Annotated in this window: 17 protein-coding genes; 12 read left to right on the top strand and 5 right to left on the bottom strand. The window is 63.2% G+C overall.

From position 1 onward, the window contains the following. The first annotated feature begins 1 nt into the window (after position 1). The 9 genes from EKL02_RS00700 to EKL02_RS00660 all read left to right on the top strand — a co-directional run bounded on the left by EKL02_RS00700 (position 2) and on the right by EKL02_RS00660 (position 15,203). Complete coding sequence (locus EKL02_RS00700) at positions 2 to 1,288, top strand: pyruvate dehydrogenase complex dihydrolipoamide acetyltransferase (protein WP_128900234.1); 1,287 nt, start codon at positions 2 to 4, stop codon at positions 1,286 to 1,288. 7 nt (positions 1,289 to 1,295) lie between these two features. Further along, positions 1,296 to 2,699 carry a dihydrolipoyl dehydrogenase gene (lpdA, locus tag EKL02_RS00695; protein WP_128900233.1) on the top strand — a complete coding sequence of 468 codons (1,404 nt, stop codon included), beginning with the start codon at positions 1,296 to 1,298 and terminating at the stop codon, positions 2,697 to 2,699. 21 nt (positions 2,700 to 2,720) lie between these two features. After that, positions 2,721 to 4,175 (top strand): NADP-dependent succinate-semialdehyde dehydrogenase, encoded by a 1,455-nt coding sequence (gene gabD, locus EKL02_RS00690; RefSeq protein WP_128900232.1) that lies wholly within the window; start codon positions 2,721 to 2,723, stop codon positions 4,173 to 4,175. A gap of 284 nt (positions 4,176 to 4,459) precedes the next feature. Next, positions 4,460 to 7,945 (top strand): exodeoxyribonuclease V subunit gamma, encoded by a 3,486-nt coding sequence (recC, locus tag EKL02_RS00685; RefSeq protein WP_128900231.1) that lies wholly within the window; start codon positions 4,460 to 4,462, stop codon positions 7,943 to 7,945. Beyond that, positions 7,942 to 11,589: an exodeoxyribonuclease V subunit beta gene (recB, locus tag EKL02_RS00680; RefSeq protein WP_128900230.1), complete on the top strand. Its 3,648-nt coding sequence runs from the start codon at positions 7,942 to 7,944 to the stop codon at positions 11,587 to 11,589. The genes recC and recB overlap by 4 nt, the downstream gene beginning before the upstream one ends. Beyond that, complete coding sequence (recD, locus tag EKL02_RS00675; protein WP_128900229.1) at positions 11,586 to 13,643, top strand: exodeoxyribonuclease V subunit alpha; 2,058 nt, start codon at positions 11,586 to 11,588, stop codon at positions 13,641 to 13,643. The genes recB and recD overlap by 4 nt, the downstream gene beginning before the upstream one ends. 181 nt (positions 13,644 to 13,824) lie before the next feature. Next, the gene (locus EKL02_RS00670; RefSeq protein WP_164931907.1) at positions 13,825 to 14,439 is read left to right on the top strand and encodes a PEP-CTERM sorting domain-containing protein; all 615 of its coding nucleotides are present in this window, start codon (positions 13,825 to 13,827) and stop codon (positions 14,437 to 14,439) included. Positions 14,440 to 14,650: 211 nt separating this feature from the next. Continuing rightward, positions 14,651 to 14,875: a hypothetical protein gene (locus EKL02_RS00665; protein ID WP_128900227.1), complete on the top strand. Its 225-nt coding sequence runs from the start codon at positions 14,651 to 14,653 to the stop codon at positions 14,873 to 14,875. A gap of 76 nt (positions 14,876 to 14,951) precedes the next feature. After that, positions 14,952 to 15,203 (top strand): hypothetical protein, encoded by a 252-nt coding sequence (locus EKL02_RS00660; RefSeq protein ID WP_128900226.1) that lies wholly within the window; start codon positions 14,952 to 14,954, stop codon positions 15,201 to 15,203. A gap of 36 nt (positions 15,204 to 15,239) precedes the next feature. Here the strand turns inward: EKL02_RS00660 and EKL02_RS00655 are convergent, their stop codons facing one another. Next, positions 15,240 to 15,527: a hypothetical protein gene (locus EKL02_RS00655; protein ID WP_128900225.1), complete on the bottom strand. Its 288-nt coding sequence runs from the start codon at positions 15,525 to 15,527 to the stop codon at positions 15,240 to 15,242. Positions 15,528 to 15,622: 95 nt separating this feature from the next. Continuing rightward, the gene (locus EKL02_RS00650) at positions 15,623 to 16,768 is read right to left on the bottom strand and encodes a lipase (protein ID WP_128900224.1); all 1,146 of its coding nucleotides are present in this window, start codon (positions 16,766 to 16,768) and stop codon (positions 15,623 to 15,625) included. Positions 16,769 to 17,047: 279 nt separating this feature from the next. On the opposite strand from EKL02_RS00650, the gene EKL02_RS00645 reads away from it, so the two are divergent. Both EKL02_RS00645 and EKL02_RS00640 read left to right on the top strand, forming a co-directional pair. Further along, on the top strand, positions 17,048 to 18,622 hold the full coding sequence (locus tag EKL02_RS00645; RefSeq protein WP_128900223.1) for an EAL domain-containing protein: 1,575 nt from the start codon (positions 17,048 to 17,050) through the stop codon (positions 18,620 to 18,622). Positions 18,623 to 18,854: 232 nt separating this feature from the next. Next, positions 18,855 to 19,523 carry an ABC transporter substrate-binding protein gene (locus EKL02_RS00640; RefSeq protein ID WP_128900222.1) on the top strand — a complete coding sequence of 223 codons (669 nt, stop codon included), beginning with the start codon at positions 18,855 to 18,857 and terminating at the stop codon, positions 19,521 to 19,523. A 12-nt stretch (positions 19,524 to 19,535) separates the two neighbouring features. Here EKL02_RS00640 and EKL02_RS18075 read toward each other — a convergent pair whose 3' ends face one another. The 3 genes from EKL02_RS18075 to EKL02_RS00630 form a co-directional block, all read right to left on the bottom strand. Beyond that, positions 19,536 to 19,709: a hypothetical protein gene (locus EKL02_RS18075; protein ID WP_164931906.1), complete on the bottom strand. Its 174-nt coding sequence runs from the start codon at positions 19,707 to 19,709 to the stop codon at positions 19,536 to 19,538. A gap of 40 nt (positions 19,710 to 19,749) precedes the next feature. Further along, positions 19,750 to 20,769 carry an adenosine deaminase gene (locus tag EKL02_RS00635; protein ID WP_128900221.1) on the bottom strand — a complete coding sequence of 340 codons (1,020 nt, stop codon included), beginning with the start codon at positions 20,767 to 20,769 and terminating at the stop codon, positions 19,750 to 19,752. A gap of 63 nt (positions 20,770 to 20,832) precedes the next feature. Then, positions 20,833 to 21,759 carry a LysR family transcriptional regulator gene (locus tag EKL02_RS00630; RefSeq protein WP_128900220.1) on the bottom strand — a complete coding sequence of 309 codons (927 nt, stop codon included), beginning with the start codon at positions 21,757 to 21,759 and terminating at the stop codon, positions 20,833 to 20,835. A 112-nt stretch (positions 21,760 to 21,871) separates the two neighbouring features. On the opposite strand from EKL02_RS00630, the gene EKL02_RS00625 reads away from it, so the two are divergent. Continuing rightward, a complete protein-coding gene (locus tag EKL02_RS00625; RefSeq protein ID WP_128900219.1) occupies positions 21,872 to 23,008 on the top strand; it encodes an alkene reductase in 1,137 nt (378 codons plus the stop codon). The last annotated feature ends 172 nt before the right edge of the window (positions 23,009 to 23,180 follow it).

Genomic DNA, 23,180 nt, shown 5'->3' with positions numbered 1-23,180 from the left:
AATGGCTAAACTAATCAAGATGCCGGAGATCGCTGCCAACGCCACGTCGGCTGTGATCAAGGCATGGACCAAGCAGGAAGGCGACGCCGTCAAGGTGGGCGACGTCCTGGCCGAGATCGAAACCGACAAGGCGCTGATCGAATTCGACGCCGATGAAGCCGGCGTGCTCGGCAAGATCCTCGCCCCCGCCGGCAAAGATATCGAAGTCGGCGCGCCGATCGCGGTACTGTTTGCCGTTGGTGAAACCAATGTGGATATCGACGCCGTTCTGGCTGCGGCTGGCGTGGCAAGCGCCCCGGCGCCTGCTGCAGCCATTCCTCTGGCTGCGATTCCTGAGGCGAACGTTTCAGGTGCGGCAATCGCCGTGCCGCCGGCAGCACCTGCGGCGGCAACATCGGCAGCCGCTGCCAATGGCGGACGCATTTTCGCCAGCCCCCTGGCGCGCCGCGTCGCCCGGGAACGCGGCGTGGATCTGGGCGCATTGCAGGGCAGCGGCCCGCGTGGCCGTATCGTCAAACGCGATGTCGAAGGTGCTCCCGCAGCGCCTGCCGCAGCAGCAGTCCAGGCCGCGGCGCCTGCCGCAGCGCAAGTGGCGGCAGGCGTGGGTGCAGCCTATGTCGAAGTCGCACATTCCGGCATGCGCCGCACCATCGCGCGCCGCCTCACGGAAAGCAAATCCAGCATCCCGCATTTCTACCTGAAGGCGGATTGCCGCATGGACAAGCTGATTGCCCTGCGCACGGAAATCAATGCCAGTGCGCCGCGCAAGATTTCGATCAACGATTTCATTGTGAAAGCAGCAGCAGCAACCTTGCGCGCCGTGCCGGAAGCGAACGTCAGCTGGACCGATACTGCCATGCGCAAGTATGCGCAAGCCGATATCTCGGTGGCGGTGTCCACCGAGGGCGGCCTGATCACGCCGGTGGTGCGTGCGGCAGAAGGCAAATCGTTGTCGACCATCAGCGCCGAAATCGCCGATCTGGCCGCGCGCGCACGCAGCAATGCGCTTTCGCCCGAGGAATACCAGGGCGGCAGCTTCACGATCAGCAATCTCGGCATGTTCGGCATGCAGGAATTTTCGGCCATCATCAATCCGCCGCAAGCGGCGATCCTGGCCGTTGGCGCCACCGAGCAGCGCGCAGTTGTCGTTGACGGCGCACTGGCCGTGGCCAGCATGATGACGGTGACGCTGTCGGTCGACCACCGCGCCATCGATGGCGCAGTCGGCGCGCAATGGCTGGCACAGTTCAAGCAGTATATTGAAAACCCCTTGAGCATCCTGATCTGAGGTGAGCATGACCCAAGCACAATATGATCTGGTGGTGGTTGGCGGCGGCCCGGGCGGCTATGTGGCAGCCATTCGCGCGGCCCAGCTTGGCCTGAAAACCGCGCTGGTGGAAAAGGCGCAGCTGGGCGGCATTTGCCTGAACTGGGGCTGCATTCCCACCAAGGCGCTCTTGCGTTCGGCCGACGTGCTGCGCATGGTGCGCGATGCCAGGCGCTTCGGCGTCAACGTCGGCACGCCGGAAATCGACCTGAAAACCATGGTCGAACGTTCGCGCGCCGTCTCGGCGCAATTGCAGGGCGGCGTCGGTTACCTGATGAAAAAAAACAAGGTCACCGTCGTCAATGGCCATGCCAGGCTGGCTGGCCGCGGCAAGCTCGAAGTGACCGGAACGGACGGCAAGTCGACGCTATCGGCGCGCAATATCATTCTGGCCACCGGCGCGCGTGCGCGCGTGCTGCCGGGTCTCGTGCCGGATGGCGAAAGCGTCTGGTCGTACCGCGAAGCGCTGGTGCCCAGCCGCGTGCCCAAGCGCCTGGTGGTGATCGGCGCCGGCGCCATCGGGATTGAATTCGCCAGCTTTTACCATGCCCTGGGCGCAGAAGTCAGCGTCGTGGAAATGGCCGAGCGCGTGCTGCCGGTGGAAGACGAGGAAGTGTCGGCCTATGTCGCAGACACGCTGCGCAAGGAAGGCATGAAGCTTTACCTCGGCGCCAGCATCAAAACCAGCAGCAAGCGCGGCGCCGGCCAGGCGGCCGAATGGACCCTGGCCCTGGATGGCAAGCACAAGGAAAGCCTGACGGCCGACGTGGTGCTGACTGCCGCCGGCATTGTCGGCAATGTCGAGGATCTCGGCCTGGAAGGCACGGCCGTCAAGGTCGACCGCACGCATATCGTCACCGATGCCTATGGCGCCACCGGCGAGCAGGGCGTGTATGCGATCGGCGACGTGGCCGGCGCACCTTGGCTGGCGCACAAGGCCAGCCATGAAGCCATCATCTGTATCGAGAAAATCGCCGGCAAGAATCCGCACCCGCTGGATATCAGCAAGATCCCGGCGTGCACCTACAGCCATCCGCAAGTCGCCAGCGTCGGCATGACCGAAGCGAAGGCTAAAGCGGCAGGGCACAGGGTCAAGGTGGGCAAGTTCCCGTTTGCCGTCAACGGCAAGGCGCTGGCACTGGGGTCCACCGGCGGCTTCACCAAGGTGGTCTTCGACGAGGCGACGGGCGAATTGCTGGGTGCGCACATGGTCGGCGAAGAAGTCACTGAAATGATCCAGGGCTATACCATCGCACGCGAGCTGGAAACCACCGAAGCCGAGCTGATGGAAACCATTTTCCCGCATCCGACGCAATCCGAAGCCATGCATGAAGCGGTGCTGGCGGCGTATGAACGCGCGTTGCACATCTGACCAACTTTGAAAGGCATCATCATGATTACCCTGAACAAGCCGGCGCTGTTCCGCCAGCAATGTTATGTGGATGGACAATGGGTGGACGCCGACGGTGGCGCCACGCTGCCTGTCACCAATCCCGCCACGGGCGAAACCATTGGTTCCATCCCGAAGATGGGTGCCGACGAAACCCGTCGCGCCATCGAAGCCGCCAATGCCAGCTGGAGCGCCTGGCGCAACAAGTCGGCCAAGGAGCGTGCCAACATTCTGCGCCGCTGGTTCGACTTGATGGTCGCCAATACCGATGACCTGGCGCATATCATGACGGTCGAGCAGGGCAAGCCGCTGGCCGAAGCCAAGGGCGAAGTGGCGTATGCTGCTTCTTATCTCGAATGGTTCGGCGAGGAAGCCAAGCGTGCCTATGGCGACACGATTCCCGGTCCGGCAGCGGACCGCCGTATCGTGGTCGTCAAGGAGCCGATTGGCGTTTGCGCGGCGATCACGCCCTGGAATTTCCCTGCGGCCATGATCACCCGCAAGGTCGGCGCGGCGCTCGCGGCCGGCTGCCCGATCGTGGTCAAGCCTGCCACCCAGACGCCTTACTCGGCACTGGCGCTGGCGGTGCTGGCCGAAGAAGCCGGCGTGCCGCGCGGCGTGTTTTCGGTGGTGACGGGCTCGGCTGCTGCCATCGGCGGCGAAATGACTGCCAACCCGATCGTGCGCAAGCTCACTTTCACCGGCTCCACCGAGGTCGGCAAGCTGCTGATGCAGCAATGCGCCGGCACCGTCAAAAAGACCTCGATGGAACTGGGCGGCAATGCGCCATTCATCGTCTTCGACGACGCCGACCTGGATGCCGCGGTCGAGGGGGCCCTGGCCAGCAAGTATCGCAACACCGGCCAGACGTGTGTCTGCGCCAACCGCCTGTATGTGCAGGATGGCGTCTATGACACCTTCGCTGAAAAGCTGGTCGCTGCCGTCAACAAGCTCAAGGTCGGCAATGGCCTGGAAGCCGGCGTCACCCAAGGCCCGCTGATCGACGAAAATGCCGTGGCCAAGATCGAGGAGCACATTGCCGACGTCGTCGCCAAGGGCGGCAAGGTTATTGCCGGCGGCAAGCGCCATGCCCTGGGCCAGACTTTCTTCGAACCGACCGTGGTGCGCGACGCCACGGCCAGCATGCTGGTGGCAAAGGAAGAAACCTTCGGCCCGCTGGCGCCGCTGTTCCGCTTCCATTCCGACGAGGAAGTCATCGGCCTGGCCAATGACACCGAATTCGGCCTGGCCAGCTATTTCTATTCGCGCGATATCGGCCGCATCTGGCGCGTGGCCGAAGGCCTGGAATATGGCATGGTGGGCATCAACACCGGTCTGATTTCGAATGAAATGGCGCCATTCGGCGGTGTCAAGCAATCCGGCATTGGCCGCGAAGGCTCCAAGTATGGCCTGGATGACTACATGGTCACCAAGTACCTGTGCATGGGCGGCATTTGATGCGGTAGGGCGGCAGAAGCCGGCGGCTCCCCATGCCGCCAATCTCTGCCGCAGCAAGTCTCTTCTCTTCTCTTCTCCTTTATACGCGCCGGGCGTCTCCACACTTTTTGCCGGCGCGTTTTTTTTCGTCCCTACGGCATGTGCCGGTGCTGCCACGCAGCATGGCAAAAAGATGACGAAATGCCTTGGAATTGCAGTGCACGCTTGCGCGCAAGCACGATTCGTACGACCATATTTGGTCTTGACCCGTCGTCCCGCACCGGTTTGCCTATTTTTTCAGCACTATGCCATCCAACCTGAGCCCAGGATTTCTCGCCATCCACGGCAACCAGCTCGAACAATTGCGCAGCGCCGTATTCGGCTGGCTGCGCAGCAACCCGCTGGCGCCGCTGGAGCAGGAAATCATCCTGGTGCAATCCAATGGCGTGGCCGAGTGGCTGAAGATCGCCCTTGCCGAGGAAATGGGCGTATGCGCTTCCACGCGCGTGACGCTGCCGGCACGATTTCTGTGGGACGCGTATCGCGGCATGCTCGGGCCGCAACAGGTGCCGTACCGCTCGGCGCTGGACGAGTCGCCCCTGACCTGGCGCCTGATGGCGCTGCTGCCGGACTTGCTGGCACGCCCGGCCTTTGCGCCGTTGCGCCATTTTCTCGCCGATGGCGATCCCGAGCGGCGCCTGCAGCTGGCGCTGCGCCTGGCTGACCTGTTCGATGAATACCAGGTGTACCGGGCCGACTGGCTGGCGGACTGGGCCGGCGGCAACGACCAGTTGCGCAGAGCCGCTGGTGAAGCAGCGCCGCTGGCATCCGACCAGCGCTGGCAAGCAGAATTGTGGCGCGAAGTGCTGGCCAGTCTGCCGGAAGAGGAACGCACCAGCGGGCGCGCCAGCGTGCACCAGCGTTTTGTCGCGGCCCTGCAGGCCGGCGAGGCGTCCGTTTCCCGCCTGCCGCGCCGGGTCGTGGTGTTCGGCGTGTCTGCCTTGCCCTACCAGACGCTGCAGGCGCTGGGCGCCCTGGCGGCAAAGATGCAAGTGGTGGTGGCGGTGCCCAACCCCTGCCGCTTTTACTGGGGCGACATCATCGCCGGGCGCGATCTGTTGAAAGCCGGCCGGCGCCGCCAGGAAATGCGCGAGGGCCGCGACCTGGCCGCGCTGCCGCTGGAAGAATTGCATGCGCACAGCCATCCGCTGCTGGCAGGCTGGGGGCGCCTCGGGCGCGACTTCGTGCGCATGCTCGACGAATTCGACGACGCCCAGGCCACCCGCGAACATTTTTCCAGCCTGCGCATCGACCTCTACAGCGAAGGAGAGGGCGATTGCCTGCTGCAGCAGGTGCAGGCGGCGATCCGCGACATGCTGCCGCTGGATGAGCACCCGCGCGCCGAAGTCGCGCCGGACGACCGCTCGATCGAATTTCACATTGCCCACAGCGCCCAGCGCGAAGTCGAGATTCTCCATGACCGCCTGCTGGCGATGTTCGCCGACGATGCCACTGCCGTGCCGCTGCGGCCGCGCGATGTCGTGGTGATGGTGCCAGATATCGAAGTCTTTGCGCCGGCGATCGCTGCAGTGTTCGGCCAGTACCCGCGCCACGATGCGCGTTTCATCCCCTTCGAAATCGCCGATGTCACCGAGCGCCAGGTCAACCCGCTGCTTGTGGCCCTCGAATGGCTGCTGCGCCTGCCGCAGCAGCGCTGCCTTCAAAGCGAAGTGCGCGACCTGCTCGACGTGCCGGCGCTTGCTGCCAAGTTCGGCATTGCTGCGGCGGATTTGCCGCGCCTGGCGCAATGGATCGATGGCGCCGGCGTGCGCTGGGGCCTGGATACCGAGCATCGCGCCGGCCTGGGTCTGGCGCCGGCGGGCGAACAGAATGCCTGGATATTCGGCATTCGCCGCATGCTGCTCGGCTATGCCAGCGGTGACGATGCCAGCTACGGCGGCATCGAGCCGTATGCCGAAGTGGGTGGCCTGGACGCCGCGCTGGCGGGCTCCCTGGCGGCCTTCATCGAAAAGCTGCTGATCTGGCGCGAGGCGTTGGCACAGGATGTCACGCCGCAGGCCTGGGGCGCGCGCGCACGTCTGCTGCTGGCCAGCTTCTTTGACGCCCGCGAGGAGCGCGACCGCCTCACCATTGCCAGTCTCGAACAGGCGCTGGCGTGCTGGCTGGAAGATTGTGAATCCGGCGGCTTTGCGGCGACCGTGCCGCTGGCGGTGGTGCGCGAAGCCTGGCTGGGCGCCATCGACGCGCCCACGCTGGCGCAGCGCTTCGTCTCCGGCGGTGTGACGTTCTGCACCCTGATGCCGATGCGCGCGGTGCCTTTTCGCGCCGTGTGCCTGCTCGGCATGAACGACGGCGACTATCCGCGCCGCGCCCACCATGCCGACTTCGACTTGCTGGCGCTGCCTGGTCTTGCGCGCCCGGGCGACCGCTCGCGGCGCGACGATGACCGCTACCTGATGCTGGAAGCGCTGCTGGCCGCGCGCGAAAAGCTGTACATCAGCTGGGTAGGCCGCAACGTGCGCGACAACAGCGAGCAGCCGCCTTCGGTGCTGCTGTCGCAACTGCGCGATTACCTGGCGCGCGGCTGGGACCTCGACTTGCGGCAACTGACGACCGAGCACCCGCTGCAGCCCTTCAGCCGCCGCTACTTCGAAGAAGGCGGCTTGCTGACCTTTGCACGCGAATGGCGCGTGGCCCATGAGGATGCGCAGGGACGCGACGCTGCCGCGGCCACGCAGGGCGAACTGCTGCTGGGGCCGGCGGCGGATGCCGCAGGTTCGGCTGCGCAGGAGCTGCCGGCCAGCGTCAGGCTGGGCGATCTGGCGCGATTTTTACGCCAGCCTGTGACGTATTTTTTCCGGCACCGCCTGCAGGTCGTGTTCGCTGACAGTGCCCTGGTGGGTCAGGACGAGGAACCGTTCGGCCTGAACGCGCTGGAAAAATATGGCATCGCCGCGATGCTGCTGGACGACGACGGCCAGCAGGAAGCCATGGGCGAAGTCGAGGCGGGCTTGCGCGAGCGCACTGCGCGCCTGGCGCGCCAGGGCGTGCTGCCGATCGGCATGATGGGCCGGTACTGGCAAGACCGGCTGGTGCGCGAACTTGCGCCGGTGCGCCAGGCCTGGCTCGCGCTGTGCGCGAAATTTCCTGATGCTGCCGGCAAGCTGCCGGTGGCAATGGCGCACGAGGGCATGCGCCTGGATGACTGGATCGACAAGCTGCGCGGCGATGGGCGCCAGACTGCGTGGCTCGAACAGAACCCCGGCGCGCTGACGCGCAGCGTGCAAAAGAAAATCATGCCGCGCCCGGAAAAGTTGCTGGATGCTTGGGTGCGCCAGCTGGCCGCTGCGGTCGCCGGGCAGCCAGTCACCGGGTACCTGGTGGGCCTGGATGCCACCTTGCGCCTGGCGCCGCTGGAAGCCGAGGCCTCGCACCAGGCGCTGCAAGCCTTGCTGGAATTGTGGCGGCAAGGCTTGCGCAATCCCTTGCCGGTGGCCCGCAAGACCGCGCTGAAATTGTGCGAAGGCGACGATGACAAGCTGCGCGAAACCTATGACGGCCGGCGCGACCATCAGACCGGCAATTTCCAGAAAGGCGAGGTCGCCGACCCTTGCCTGGCGCGCCTGTGGGCAGATTTTGCCGCGCTCGAGGCCGAGCCGGAGTGGCGCGCCTGCGCCCTGGCGCTGTATCAGCCGCTGGTTGCCTGGTGCGCCGGCGCCGTCGAAGTGATCCTGCACGACGATGAGCAGCAACCGGGAGAGGCAGCATGAGCCAGACACTTGAGCCCATCGTTTTCCCGCTGCGCGGCTCGCGCCTGATCGAAGCCAGCGCCGGCACCGGCAAGACCTGGACCATCGCCGCGCTGTATGTGCGCCTGGTGCTCGGGCATGGCGGCGACGATGGCTTCGGCCGGCCGCTGGCGCCGGCGGAAATCCTGGTGATGACCTTCACGCGCGCCGCCACCCGCGAGCTGTCCGACCGCGTGCGTGCGCGCCTGGTGGAAGCGGCGCACTGCTTCCGTGGCCAGGCGCCGCAGGACCATGACGGTTTCCTGATCGAACTGATCGCATCCTACCCCGGCCAGGCCGAACGCCTGCAGGCGGCGCACCGCCTGATGCTGGCAGCCGAAGCGATGGACGAATGCGCCATCTTTACCATCGATGCCTGGTGCCAGCGCATGCTGCGCGAGCATGCCTTCGACAGCGGCAGCCTGTTCGATGAAGAACTGGTCAGTAACGAGGAAAGCCTGTTTCGCGATGCCGTGCGCGATTACTGGCGCCAGCAGGTGTATCCGCTGGGCGGCAGCGCCCTGGCGATGCTGCTTGGCTGCTGGGATAACGTCGATGCGCTGGAAAAGGCGATGCGCCAGCTGGTGCCGCATGCAGGCCTGTTCGATGACGCCGGCGACGAAAGCCTGGCGCGTCTGATCGCGCGCGCTACAAATGAGCAGCATGCGGTGGCGGCGGCGTTCAAGCCTGGCTGGCGCGAGCGCGTCGAACGCATGGTGGCGTGGGTGGAAAAGCATCGCGCCGGACTGCACGGCGTCAAGATGAAGCAGTCAACGCTGGACGCATGTTTCGAGGCCTTGCGCACCTGGGCTGACGGCCCCGAGATCATCGTGCCTGGCGCGGCCTTCGACGCGGCCTGGCACAGGCTGACGCCGGCGCATATCACCGATTGTTTCAAGGCGAAATTTTCTGCCGAAATTCCCGGCGATTTTAACGCCATCGCTGCGCTGCAGGCGCAGCTGGCGGCGATTGAGCCGCTGGCCTACCAGATCCAGCGCCATGCCGCCTGCCGCATCGCAAAGCGCATGATGGAACTCAAGCAGCGCCGGCGCCAGTTCGGTTTTGCCGACATGTTGACGCGCCTGCGCATGGCGCTGGAAGGCGGCAATGGCGAAACGCTCGCGCGCCGCATCACCAGCCAGTACCCGGTTGCGCTGATCGATGAATTCCAGGATACCTCGCCCGAGCAGTACAGCATCTTCAACCGTCTTTATCGCATCGCCGATAACCCGGATGAGCTGGGCCTGTTCCTGATCGGCGACCCCAAGCAAGCCATTTACGGCTTCCGCGGCGCCGACATCCACAGCTACCTCGATGCGCGCCGCGCTACCGCCGGCCGGCATTATCTGCTTGGCACCAATTACCGCTCGACGGCGGCAGTCGTCGAGGCCGTCAACCACCTCTTTCTGCATGCCGAAGGTGCGCCGGCCGGGCGGGATGGGCAGTGCGGCGCGGGCCACGCGCAAGGCGCCTTCCGCTTCCGCCGGGGTGGCGAAAACCCCTTGCCGTTCGAACCGGTCGGCGCCCAAGGCCGAGCCGAGCAGCTTGTCGAGACCGGCGGCGCAGTCGCCGCCATGACGTTCTGGTGCAGCGACTCGCCCGACCTGAAAAGCGACGGCTACCGCGAGCATTTTTCCGCCCTGTGCGCCGAGCGCATCGTGGCCTTGCTCGACGACCCTGCCGCCGGCTTTGCCGAAGCGGACGCGCTGACTCCCCTGAAACCGGCCGATATTGCCGTGCTGGTGCGCGACCGCAAGGAAGCCGCGGCGGTGCGCCGGGCGCTCCTGCGCCGCGGCGTCGCCAGCGTCTACCTGTCGGACAAGGACTCCGTGTTCGAAAGCACGGTGGCTGCCGATTTGCTGACCTGGCTGCAGGCGGTCGCCAATCCGCTCGACGCCGGCTGCGCGCGTGCGGCTTTCGCCACGCGCAGCGCTGGCCTGTCGCTGGAGGCGCTGGCGCATCTTGCCGCCGACGACCTGGCGTGGGAAGCGCGCGTGGAGCAATTGAAAGCCCTGCGCCTGGTCTGGCAACGCCAGGGCGTGCTGGCCATGCTGCGCCGCTTCATCCACGAACTCGATCTGCCGGCCCGCCTGCTGCGTGAAACCGGCGGCGAGCGCAGCCTGACCGACCTGCTCCACCTGGCGGAAATGCTGCAGGCGGCCAGCCAGAACCTGGATGGCGAGCATGCCCTGATCCGCTGGCTGGCCGAACAGATTGCCAATGACGGCGAAGGCGGCGACGAGCGCATCCTGCGCCTGGAAAGCGATGCCGAACTGGTGCAGGTGATTACCGTGCACAAGTCCAAGGGCCTGGAATACCCGCTGGTGTTTTTGCCTTTTGCCGTCAGCGCCAAGCCTGTCAACCGCGCGAACCGCAGCTTCTTTTTCCATACCGGCGAAGACGGCGCGCGCCGCGTCGATTTCGCCCGGACTGAAGAAGCGCGCGAGCAGCTGGACCGCGCTCGTCTGGACGAAGACTTGCGCCTGTTGTACGTGGCATTGACGCGCGCGCGCCATGCGCTCTGGCTGGGCGTGGCGTCGTTGAAGGACAGGATCCACGACAGCGCCATGGGCTATCTGCTGGGCGGCGGCGAGGCGATCGACGGCGCGCAACTGATGGCGCGCCTGCAGGCGATGCGCGGCGATTGCGCCGCCATCAGCCTGCTCGATGCCACTGCGGATCCCGGCTTCGGCCCGCTGTCGCGCCGGCCGCGCCGGCCGCCCCTGCAGAATGCCCCGCCGTATGCGGCCAGCTTCGAGCGCCACTGGAAAATCGCCAGTTATTCCTCGATCACCCGCGAACTCGGCAGCGCCCCGGTACCGGCCACGCCGCTGGCGGAAAAGCTGGCGGAAGACGACGACCTGCGCAGTTTCGGCAAGCTGCAGGACACTGCCTGGCACCGCTTTCCGCGCGGCTCGCTGCCCGGCCAGTTCCTCCACGCGCAACTGGAATGGATGGCCAACGAAGGATTCGGCATCGTCGACGACGTCACCTTCGAGTCACGCCTGCGCGCGCGTTGCGAGCGCGCAGGGTGGGGCCACAGGCAGGATGACGCCGTGGCCTGGCTGCGGGCGATTGCGCAAACGCCGCTGCCGCCGCTGGGCGCTGCCCTGCGCGACTTGGACGGGGCCATGCCGGAAACCGAATTCTGGTTCCCGGCACACAGCGTCGCCACTGGCGCGCTTGATGCGCTGTGCCAGCGTCACCTGCTCGACGGCATCGCCCGCGCATCCCTGTCGGAGCGCGAATTGCATGGCATGCTGCGCGGCTTCAAGGACTTGGTGTTCGAACATGCCGGGCGCTACTGGGTGCTGGATTACAAGTCCAATGCGCTGGCGCCGACCGATGCGGGCTACCACCGCCAGGCCCTTGCCGAAGGCATGGCTGCCTGTCGTTACGACGTGCAGGGGGCAATCTATCTGCTGGCGCTGCACCGCCTGCTGAAGAGCCGCCTGGGCGCGGAATACGATCCCCAGGCGCAACTGGGCGGAGCGCTGTTTTACTTCCTGCGCGGCATCAACAACCCCGAGACGCGCGGCTGTTACCACTTGCCGGCGGATGTCGTCCTGCTGGAGGCGCTGGATGCCTTGCTGCCGGTGCCGGCCGCCACGGAGGATTTTGCATGACCCAGGCAAATGCCTTGCTTGCCGGACTTGAGGCGCTGGTCGAAGACGGCATGCTGCGCCATCTCGGCGTCGCTTTTGCGCGCTTCATCGCCACGCTGTCGGCGGCGTCGCCCGCCATTGCAGCCGATGCAGCTCCTGCAGCACCTGCCACCACGGCGCCGCTGGTGCTGGCCAGCGCCGTCTTGTCTGAACTTGAAGGACGCGGCCACAGTTGCCTGAATCTCGGCGAGCTCGCTGCCGACCCGTGTGCGCTGCTGGGCTGGACGCGCGAGCAGTGGGAGGGTGTGCTGGATGCCAGCGGCCCGCTGCCCGCCGATGCTGCGGCATGGCAGACTACCCTGGGCGCCTGCACGCAGGTCTGGGTGGTCGGAACAGAAGACCGTTGCCAGCCGCTGGTGCTGGACCGCGACCGCCTGTACCTGCGCCGCTACTGGCGCAATGAAACCCTGGTGGCGCGCCAGGCCGCAATGCGCGCTGCCTGCGTGCGCGAAGTGGATGCGGCGCGCGTGCGCGACTGGCTGGACAGGTTGTTCGACGCGGCTGCGCAGGAAGCGCCAGCGGCAGATGCCGGGCCCGACTGGCAAAGGATCGCCTGCGCGATTGCCGTGCGCAGCAGCTTTTCCATCATTACCGGCGGCCCCGGCACCGGTAAAACTTATACGGTGGCGCGCTTGCTGGCCCTGTTGTTTGCGCTGGCGGAAGACCCTGAGCGCCTGCGCATTGCGCTGGCTGCGCCCACCGGCAAGGCCGCGGCGCGCCTGAAACAATCGATCGACGATGCCCTCGGCGGCCTGGTGGCCCGCGTTGGCGCAGCCCTGCCGCTGGCGCAACTGGCAGCGCGCCTGCCGTCCGCCGGCACCCTGCACAGCTTGCTGGGCGCGCGCCCCGACACGCGCGCGCTGCGTCACCACGCCGGCAACCCGCTCGACATCGATGTCCTGGTCGTCGATGAAGCATCGATGGTGCATCTGGAAATGATGGCGGCGTTGCTTGACGCGCTGCCAGCGACGACCATGCTGATCCTTCTGGGCGACAAGGACCAGCTCGCTTCGGTGGAAGCCGGCGCGGTGCTGGGCGACCTGTGCTCGGATGCCCAGCATGGCGCGTATGTGCAAGCCACCGCGGACTATGCGCTGGCAGCAAGCGGCCAGGTCATCGCGGCGGAGATGCTGGGCGCCGGAGACATGCTTGCGCAGCAAACCGTCATGCTGCGCAAGAGCCGGCGCTTCGGCGGCCCCATCGGCGCACTGGCATCGGCAGTCAATGCCGGCGACCCGGCGGCAGTGCAGGAAAGCCTGCGCTGCCCGGACGGCGGCCCTGTGCACTGGATCGCGCATGCACGGCAGTCCGACGTGCTGGCGCTGGCGACAGATGGCCGCGCGGGCGCCGCGGGCGGCTACCGCGCCTATCTCGCGCTGCTGCAAAAAATGCCGCGGGCCGACGATGCGGCCGATCCTGTCGCGTACGAGGCATGGGTGAAATCGGTATTGCTGGCCTTCGATACGTTCCGCATCCTGTGCGCCGTGCGCGAGGGCGAGTGGGGCGTGGCCGGCCTCAACCAGGCCATCGAACAGCGCCTGGAAAGGGAAGGCCTGATCCGTCGCCGCGGCGAATGGTACGCAGGCCGGCCCGTCATGGTGAGCCGCAACGATTACGGCGTCGGCGTCTTCAACGGCGACATCGGCATCGTATTGCCGGACCCGGCGCGCGCCGATGCCCAGCGCGTGTACTTCCTCAACGGCGACGCGGTGCGCAGCGTCCTGGCAACGCGCCTGGCGGCGGTGGAAACCGCGTATGCGATGACCGTGCACAAGTCGCAAGGCTCGGAATTCCGCCATGTGGCCATGGTCTTGCCGCCGGAAGCCGGGCAGGTCGTGGCGCGTGAACTGGTGTACACGGGCATCACACGCGCCCGAGAATGCTTTACGCTGGTGACGCCGGCGGCGGCCGTGCTGGAAGCAGCGGTTTTGCGCAAGACCAAGCGCGCCAGCGGCTTGCAGGTCTTGCTGGGCGAGGCGGCAATGGAAGAGGGGGAAACGCCAGGTAGAATTTGATATCTGTCGGAAATATTTACAGCAGCATGAAAATTTCTTTAACGAAATTTAGATTTCCCAATAAAAACAATCACTTGTCTTGGGTGGCCTGACTTTTGCATTAATGATTCCAAATTGCAAATTAATGGCAGCTTGTTCCTCTTGGGACAGGCACCTTCAAATACCCAAGCAAAGGATTCCCATGAAAAGCTTCAAGCACTTCCTGATTGCCGCCACCCTGATGCTGTCGGCAAGCGCCGCCTCTGCTGCAGCACTGATTTCCAGCAGCGCCGATCCTGCCCTGAACGGCGCCACCGTACTTGATTTCAATGCGGAAGCCACCGGCTCCTTCACCTCGCGTACCTTTAACAGCTTTGTCACCTTCAGCGGCAACCAGCCCCTGTTTGTTGAAAACACTTATTCCGGCAGCTATGGCGCCAGCGGCAATTACATCGCCAGCCAGTCCAGCGACAGCCCGTTCACCATTGCGTTTGCCAACCCGGTTTCCGCCTTCGGTTTTTCTTGGGGCGCGGCTGACCAGCCCTGGACCATCGACCTGTTCGGCGTCGGCGGCTCGCTGCTTGGCACGCTGAACATCGCTGCCCAGTCCGGCCAGTACGTCGGCTTCATCGGCGGCACCGACAACGCGCCGATTGCTTACGCCGTGCTGACCGACCAAAGCAACTACACGTACGATTATTTCATTCTCGATGATTTCAAGTATGTTGCTGCAGCAGAAGTGCCGGAACCGGCACCCCTGGCGCTGCTGGGCCTGGGACTGGCGGCATTCCTGCTGGGCCGTCGTCGCCAGAAGTAATCGCACCAAGCCAGACAACAACGGCAGCCTAGGCTGCCGTTTTTTATGCCAGCATGCCGCTGTGCCTGAGTGGCCTTTCATGCAATTGACTTGAAAACAACACCATTTAAAATACTGTTTATTAATACAGTTAATACTGTGTATTCGTACAGTGTTCGTGCTAAAGTGGCGTTGCGTTCAATGTCAATAACATACAAGAAAGGCTAGCACCATGGCAAACCTGACGTCTTCCCTCCCTACCAGTTTCCATCCCGGTTACGTGGCAACCAGCATCCAGCTGCGGGTTGGCCGCCGCGAAGTTTCCATCGGGCGTGATTGCCGCACGCGCTATTACCGCGCGCATCCTCTTCTTGAATGCAACCCGGGCGTTGCTCCTGGTCATCTGCATATCCTGTTGCTGCGCCGCTGGCTGATCGTGTTGTCGAAAGCCCGCTGAACGATTGCGGCACGCTTGAAGATTGTCCTGCTATCGTCTGCATAATCCACTATGCTGAACAATACAGGAGGTGGTCATGGCAAGCGAACAGGATTGGCAAACCGAGCTGTACAAGGACATGGAAATTTATGTCACTGCATTGCCCCACGAAGGTTCCCGCGCATGTTGGGATTACGCCGTACGCATTGCCTGGCCGGGAGAAGACCCCAGCAGCGATAGCGAAGTCATAGGCGAGTCCGGCGACGACGGCGATTATCCCAACCGCGCGGCCGCGATTCAGGCTGGCTTCATCAAAGGCCACGTGCTGGTCGACGGCCTGAGCAAATAGCCGTGCAGCGGGTGCCGGATGGCGCTTGCTTTTGGCTTAAGAGGTAAAGCAGGGATAGGCTTCTTGTTGGCGACCCATGCTGGTGTCGCGCGCAATGCGCTGCATTTTTGCCAGTACCAGCTTTGCCAACGCCCGGTGCAGTTCCTGTGCGGGGGCATTATCCGGCTTGCCGCACAATAGTCCCGACACCAGCGCCATGCCGTTCGCCAGGTTGGCCGTGAGGTTGTTTCCCGAGGTTTCATGCAGGCTGGCCAGATAGGCTTCCGCGCGCAACGCAACCGACGCGCTGCCATGCTGGGCCGCGGCAACGAGGTTCGGATTCATCATCTTGGTGTCATCCAGTTGTCAAAACACCAATTATTTTCCGGTGACAAACTCCAGTTATTGCGTTTGAACAAACTTCAGGCACATGGCAAGCTTTAGTAAGCCGATTTGGGCCCATAGCGATACTCCTGGGCGCATGCCAGGCCGCGGCAATCCGTTTGCAGCATTCGGTAAATGATGGTGCCGGCATTATCCTTGGCGCGGAAGTGGCCAATGCCATTGCTGGCATCGCCGCCCATGCGATTGAAGGGCGATTTGTCCGACCAGTCCAGGTCGAGTTGCGCCGCATCTGCGCCGGCGCCGATGTCGATTTGTGCCCGCACGTTGGGCGCAGCGTCGAATTTGCTGGTGAGATGGCAGCCGGAGTGGAAGCCCGACGCAGCGCAAGCCACCTCGTCCCTGTTGCCTGCGCTAATGGTATAAAACGTCGTGGCAGCAGCATGCTTGGGCGCTTGCCGCAACGATCTGGGCGTGCCGGTGCCGGTCCACGGGTTGCTCACCCACAGTACGCCGGCATAACCTTCCGGATAAAAACCGAAGGTATTGCCGTCTGCTAAATTTTGCGATCCGCAGGTCGGCGCCTGCGGGTTGGCAAAGCCGGTCAGCTGGCAACTGGCCAAGCCGCGCAGGCCACCGGCGATATTGACGAACTTGCGCACAGAGCCAGACATCTTGTAGTAGTGCAAGGTCGCCAGCGTTTGCGTCACACCCAGCGAATGGGCCACGATATCGACTTGCGGCTTGCCGGTATAGGCTTGCACCGCCAGGATGAAATCATGAATGATGCGATATTTGGCTGGCTGGTGATAATTCTTGCCGACGTTTTCCAGCTTGCGTTCTTCCGCCGAAAGATAGGTCACCCCAAATAATTCGCAATCCTGGTAGCCGCGCGCCTTCATTTCCGCATACACGGAACGTGGCGGCGTCGGATAGCCGGCAACATTGCCCGGCGGGGCATCCCAGCTCACGGAACCATCGGCATTACCGTGGATAAAAATCACGGGCGTCTGCCGCGCCCGGCACGCGCCGCCGCCAAAGCCACCGTAGCCAGTGCCGGGATTGAATCCGCCGGCAAACTGCTTGTCCTCTCCCTTGCACACGCTTTTTTCATGGACGCCGCAGCTCAGCGCATGGGCAGGTTGGGGCATCGTGAAGGTGGCGGCTCCGGCCAGAAACAGGCAGGCGAATACCGTGCGAAAACCAGTCAGACGAAGCGGTGAGTCAGCAGGTTGCTGCGGCACGATAGGCGCTCCAGGGTGAAAAGCCAATTGTAATGCGGAACAAATTCGCGAAAAATTAATTCAGACAGGAGATTGTCTTGCAGCAAATAAAGTGAAGAGCCACAGGGGCGTGCGAACGCGTGGCCCCAATGGAAAAAACCAAAAGCATGTGGAGAATCATATAGAGTAAGAGAACGCAGCTGCAGCAGAAAAAGGATATTGCAGGCTGCCGCGATCCATAGAACATTACTGGGTAAATCAAACCGCAGGCGATGCGATGTGCGAGTCAAGGAGACCGAGTTGAGAAAACGTGCCGCCATCGTCATGGCACTGGTTGTCGGCCTGATTGCCATCGCGGCGCCGATCCTGGTTGCGCTGTACGTGGCGGGCAGCCAGAGCCTCGACGAAGAAAGAGTGCGCGCCGCCAGTCTTGCCAGCGAAGTCCTGCGTCGCAGCGACGAAACCAGCCTGCAGATCCTGGCTGCATTTGACAAGCTGGAGGCCGCGCGGTCCGCCGATCCATGCTCATTGGAAAACATCGAGCGCATGCGCGAAATCGACGTCGGTTCGACCAATCTCCAGACAGTGGGGTATGTTGCCAACAATAAACTCATGTGTTCTTCGCTGGGCAGTCACGGCGTCGGCATTGCCATAGGCGCACCGGACTATGTGAATATTACCGGGGTCAGCATACGCGCCTCGGTCGTGCTGCCGTTTGCGCCGACCATGCGATTCACGATTTCCACGCGCGAGCAAAGTGGCTATGCGGCGATTGTGCATCGATCCTTGCCGCTGGACGTGGCAATGTACCGGCCAGACATGGCGATTGGCCTGGTTGGCCAGGATGGCAAGCCGCTCATGAACCGTGGGGCGTTCAAGCCGGAATGGCTGGAAGGCACAAGGCCGGGACAAAAAAACCGGCGCTTCGACGGTGACTATATCGTCGCGACCGAGTATTCCGGACTGAATGCCTTTACTGCCTACGCTGCCGTGCCGGCCACCTATCTGCGCGCGGGGATGCGCCGCACAGCACTGTTGGTGGTACCAGTGGGAATTGCGGCGGGCCTCATGCTGGCGTTCGCGGTGTTTTACCTGACACGGCAGCAGTTGTCGCTACCAGCGCTGCTGCGCGTTGCGCTGCGCGCGGATGAGTTCTTCCTGCTCTATCAGCCGCTGGTCGATCTGCAAAGCGGCAGCTGGCATGGCGCCGAAGCGCTGATCCGCTGGCGCCGCAAAGATGGCGAAGTGCTGGCGCCTGACCTGTTCATCCACGCCGCGGAGGGAAATGGCCTGATCAGGCAATTGACCCGCAAAGTGATGGCGCTGGTCGTACGCGACATTGCCGAGCTATTGCAACGGAACACGGATTTCCATGTCGGCATCAACTTATCGCCAGAGGATCTCCAAAGCAACGATATTGTCAACGAACTGCATGACATGATCAAAAAAGCGGGCATCGGACCCGGCGGCATCATGGTGGAAGCAACCGAACGAGGCTTTCTCAATGCAAAGCATGTCGCCCAGACTATCCGCGACATTCGCAAGATGAGCATTTGCGTCGCCATCGATGATTTTGGCACCGGCTATTCGAGCCTGTCGTACCTGACCACGTTCGAACTGGATTACCTGAAGATCGACAAATCGTTCGTCGACACCATCGGCACCGAATCGGCCACCAGCCAGGTCATCCTGCATATCATTGAAATGGCGAAATCGCTCAAGCTGAAAATTATCGCCGAAGGCGTCGAGACGGAAGCACAGGCGCACTATTTGCGCGAACACGGTGTACATTACGCACAGGGCTGGCTGTTCGGCAAGCCGATGTCGCCTGCAGAATTGGCCAGCCGGCTGGAAGCGCAGCGGCAGCAAGGATAAGGCTGGCGAAGTGGCCGTCAGCGCCAAGGCGCCGCCGCTGTCAGAAAGCACCGGACGAGGGGCCGCCTGCCGGAGATGTCACTGGATTATTTAATGCGCAACAATAAATCCGTTCGCGGAAAGCGCAAGATGGCAATTGGAATCTTGCATGACTTATGGCCGCACCGCTGTCACACAATATGGCAGTGGCAGGCCCCGGAAAATGCAGTGGCGACAGGGTAAAGGCAGACACATGAAAACAATCCGTCACCGGGCAGCGGCATTCGCCGGCATGCTCTTTACCGTGCTGGCGCTGGCAAGCCAGGTGTCTGCGCAGGAAGCCCCAGATGTGCTGGTCAAGCGCGTCAGCGAGGAAATCATCCACCTGGCAACGCGTGATCCGCAAATTCAGGCGGGCAATCGTCAGCGCATCGTTGCCGTGGTCAATGAAAAAATTCTGCCACATGCCGATTTCCAGCGCGCCACCGCACTGGCAGTGGGCCGCCACTGGCGCGCCGCTACCCCGGAACAGAAAGACCGACTGATCAACGAATTTCGTGACTTGTTGATGTACACCTATGCCGGTGCCATGTCGCAAATCAAGGAAGACTATCCCTTGAAATTCCTGCCCCTGCGCGCCGAGCCGGGCGCAACCGAAGTGGAGGTGCGTTTCGAAGTGGTGCAGAAACGCAAGCGCAGCGGCGAACCGATCCGGGTCAGTTACAGGATGGCGAAGACGCCGGACGGCTGGAAGATTTTTGACGTCAACGTGGTTGGCGTATGGATGAGCGAAGCCTATAGAAATACCTTTACGTCGGAAATCAACCGCGCCGGCATCGATGGACTGATCGAGACCCTGACCGAAAAAAATAAAAAACTGGCGGAAAGCGCCGAACAATCCTCCCGGCCCAAGGCATTGTAGCGTCTGGTGCCTCTATTGCCGCCTGGCGCAGATTTCCCTTGTCGGCTCGGCTTCGCAGCGCTTGTCGATGACGTAGTTGGCCAGCAGCGAGCCGACGATGCCGATGATCGCCAGGATCACCATGGTCTGGATAATGGACAGGCCACGCATCTTGACCACCATGGGGATTTGCCGGTAGGGCGTCATGACATTCTCCTTTGCTCGTCTTGTATGAATTGTAGGGACTTTATGGCTGCTGGCTGAAAAACGCCTCGACTTCGCGCAGATAGGCCGCCTTTTCTGCCGGTGGCAGAAAGGCTGCAGCAAAGCTGTTGCGTGCCAGCCGGTGCGCGTGTTCGCGGGTCAGGGGCAAGGCCTCGAATGCGGCAAGCAGATTGGCGTTGAGGTAGCCGCCGAAGTAGGCCGGGTCGTCGGAATTGACGGTTGCGGCAATGCCCGCGTCCAGCAACGCCAGCAGGTTGTGGTTTTCCATCCGCTCGAATACGCACAGCTTGATGTTCGATAGCGGACATACCGTCAACGCCGTCTGCTGGCGCACCAGGCGCTCGACCAGCGCCGGGTCCTGCAGGCAAGCCACGCCGTGGTCGATGCGTTCCACATGCAAGTCATCCAGCGCGGTCGTGATGTATTGGGCTGGGCCTTCTTCGCCGGCATGCGCGACCAGATGCAAGCCCAGTGCGCGGCAGCGCGCAAATACCCTGGTGAATTTTTCCGGCGGATGGCCGCGTTCGGAAGAGTCCAGCCCCACGCCGATGAACTTGTCGCGGTAAGGCAGGGCGTCTTCGAGCGTGGCGAATGCCTCCGCTTCGGGCAGGTGGCGCAAAAAACACATGATCAGCGCACCGCTCATGCCCCACTGCGCCCGGGCATCCTGCAGCGCGCGGTAGATGCCGCCGATCACGGTCGCAAATGCCACGCCGCGGGCGGTATGGGTTTGCGGGTCGAAAAAGATTTCCACATGCCGAACATGGTCGTCGTGCGCGCGCGCCAGGTACGCCATGGTCATGTCATAAAAGTCAGGCTCGGTCAGCAGCACGCTGGCGCCGGCATAGTAAATGTCGAGGAAGGATTGCAGGTTCGTGAAGGCGTAGGCGCTGCGCAGCGCCTCGACCGAGGCATACGGCAGGACAACGCCGTTGCGGCGCGCCAGGGCAAAGATGAGTTCCGGCTCCAGCGAGCCTTCGATGTGGATATGAAGCTCTGCCTTCGGCATTTGTTCCAGGGTATTGCGCAGGGTGGCGTCCATCGGCTGGTCCAGTGATGATTGTGATGCGTGAAGAATAGCGGAAGCATAACGCATCGGGCGTGCCTATTCTTCCGCGGCAGTGAGCATTTGCGCGATATCCGGGTCCTGGTCGAAGGCGTGCGCAAAATAATTGACGAAGCTGTTGATCTTCAGCGAGGGCCGCCGGGCCGGCTGGAAGACCACATTCAGCGGCAGGGGCGGCGGGCGGAATTGCGTCAGGATAGGCTTGATGCGGCCGGCGCGGATATCGTCGCCATACACCCACAGCGTGGAATAACTGATGCCGATGCCTTCGCACACTGCCTGGCGGATCGCCTCGGAACTGTTGGACTGGAAGCTGCCGGCAACGCGCACCACGTGCGCTGCATCTTGCTCATCCCGGAAGTGCCATTCATTGATGCTGGCCAGTGGCGTATAGATCAGGCAGTTATGCTGCAGCAGTTCATCCGGATGACGCGGCTCGCCATGCCGTGCCAGGTAAGCCGGCGCGGCCAGGGCAGCGCGGTGCGCCGTGCCGATGCGCCGCGCGGTCAGCCGGCTATCCTTGAGTTCGCCGACGCGGAAGGTCACATCAATGCCCGCTGCCACAAGGTCGATGAAGCTGTCGTCGAGCTGCAGGTCCACGCGCAGCTTGGGATAGCGTTCAAAAAACGCCGGCAGGCGCGGCACGATATGCAGGCGGCCGAAGGCGACGGGTGCCGCCACCCGCACCACGCCGCTGATTTCATGCTCGGCGCGGTGCACTTCGATGCGGGCATCCTCGAGCGTATCCAGTACCTGGCGGCAGCGCTCGTAATACAGCTTGCCGGCTTCGGTGAGCGAGTGGCTGCGCGTGGAACGCACCAGCAGGCGCGCACCGACCTGCGCCTCCAGCGCCTGCACCTGCTTGCTGATGGCGGACTGCGTGGTAAAGCCTTCGCGCGCCACGGCCGAAAAGTTGCCGGTCTCCACCACCCGCACAAAGGTTTCCATCAAGCGCAAACGATCCATGGTTTTATCTATTCCTGTCAGGAATAGATAATATCACTTTACCAGTCTACTCATGGTGGTCTGGAATGGAGATAATCCAGCATCGATCACTCCCCTTGAAGGATCCCATCTCATGAATGCTCCCCTGACCACTGCCAGTACCAACGCCCTTGCCATTGCCGACACCAAGCTGTTTCAAGGTTTTCGCATCGGCGACATCGAGGTCGCCAACCGCGTCGTCATGGCGCCGCTCACGCGCAGCCGCGCCGATGAAGCCGCCGGGGATATTCCGGGCAGCGAAATCAACGTTGAATATTACCGCCAGCGCAGCAATGCCGGCCTGATCATCAGCGAAGGCACCCCGGTCGCCCCCGAGGGCAAGGGTTACATGGCCACGCCCGGCATCTATTCCGATGCCCAGGTCGAAGGCTGGAAAAAAATCACCCAGGCCGTCCATGATGCCGGCTCGAAAATTGTCGCGCAGATCTGGCACGTCGGCCGCATCACCCACCCCGACCTGACCGGTGGTGCCCAGCCTGTGGCGCCTTCGGCAGTGCAAGCCAGGGGCGCGGCCTATACCCGTAACGGCAAGGTTGACTTCGCGGTGCCGCATGCCTTGAGCACGGACGAAATCGCCGGCGTGGTCGAGGCATTCCGCCGTGGCGCCGCCAACGCCATCCGCGCCGGGTTCGATGGTGTCGAAATCCATGGCGCCAACGGTTACCTGGTCGACCAGTTTCTGCGCGACGGCGCCAACCGGCGCACCGATGCGTATGGCGGCTCGGTGGAAAACCGCTCCCGCTTCGCGCTGGAAGTGGTGGATGCGGTGGTGGCCGAAATCGGCGCCGGCCGCGTCGGCATCCGCCTGTCGCCGGTGACGCCCTCCAATGACATTTCGGACAGCAATCCGCAAGCGGTGTTTGGCCACCTGGTGGCAGAATTGAACCAGCGCGGGATCGCTTTCATCCACTTCGTCGAAGGCGCCACGGGCGGCGCGCGCGACGTGCCCGGCTTTGATTTTGCCGGTGCGCGCCAGGCATTCAAGGGCGTCTACATCGCCAACAATGGCTACAACCGCGACATGGCGATCGATGCAGTCGAATCGGGCCGCGCCGATGCCGTGGCTTTCGGCCGCGCGTATATCGCCAATCCCGACCTGGTGCAGCGCTTCAAGGCCGATGCGGCGCTCAATGCGCCCAATCCGCAAACCTTCTATGTGCCGGGCCCGGTGGGCTACATCGACTATCCGGCGCTGGCACAAGCGGCCTGATCCCCGGCCTGCGGGCCGCTAACGCCGAAGTAGTTTACGGGCGGACTGCGCAAGATGCGCAGTCCGCCCGTTGCATTTTCCGCCGCCCTGCGGGAAATTGACACGGTTAAAAATAAGCACCATGCTACGTCCGGCATGCAGATGGCAATTCCACAGGAGTAAGTGATAGACA

Origin of the sequence: Janthinobacterium sp. 17J80-10, from assembly GCF_004114795.1 — a bacterium.
Lineage (GTDB): Bacteria > Pseudomonadota > Gammaproteobacteria > Burkholderiales > Burkholderiaceae_D > Paucimonas.
The sequence above is the reverse complement of the archived record's forward strand: the minus strand, read 5'-3'. Positions and strand labels throughout refer to the sequence as shown.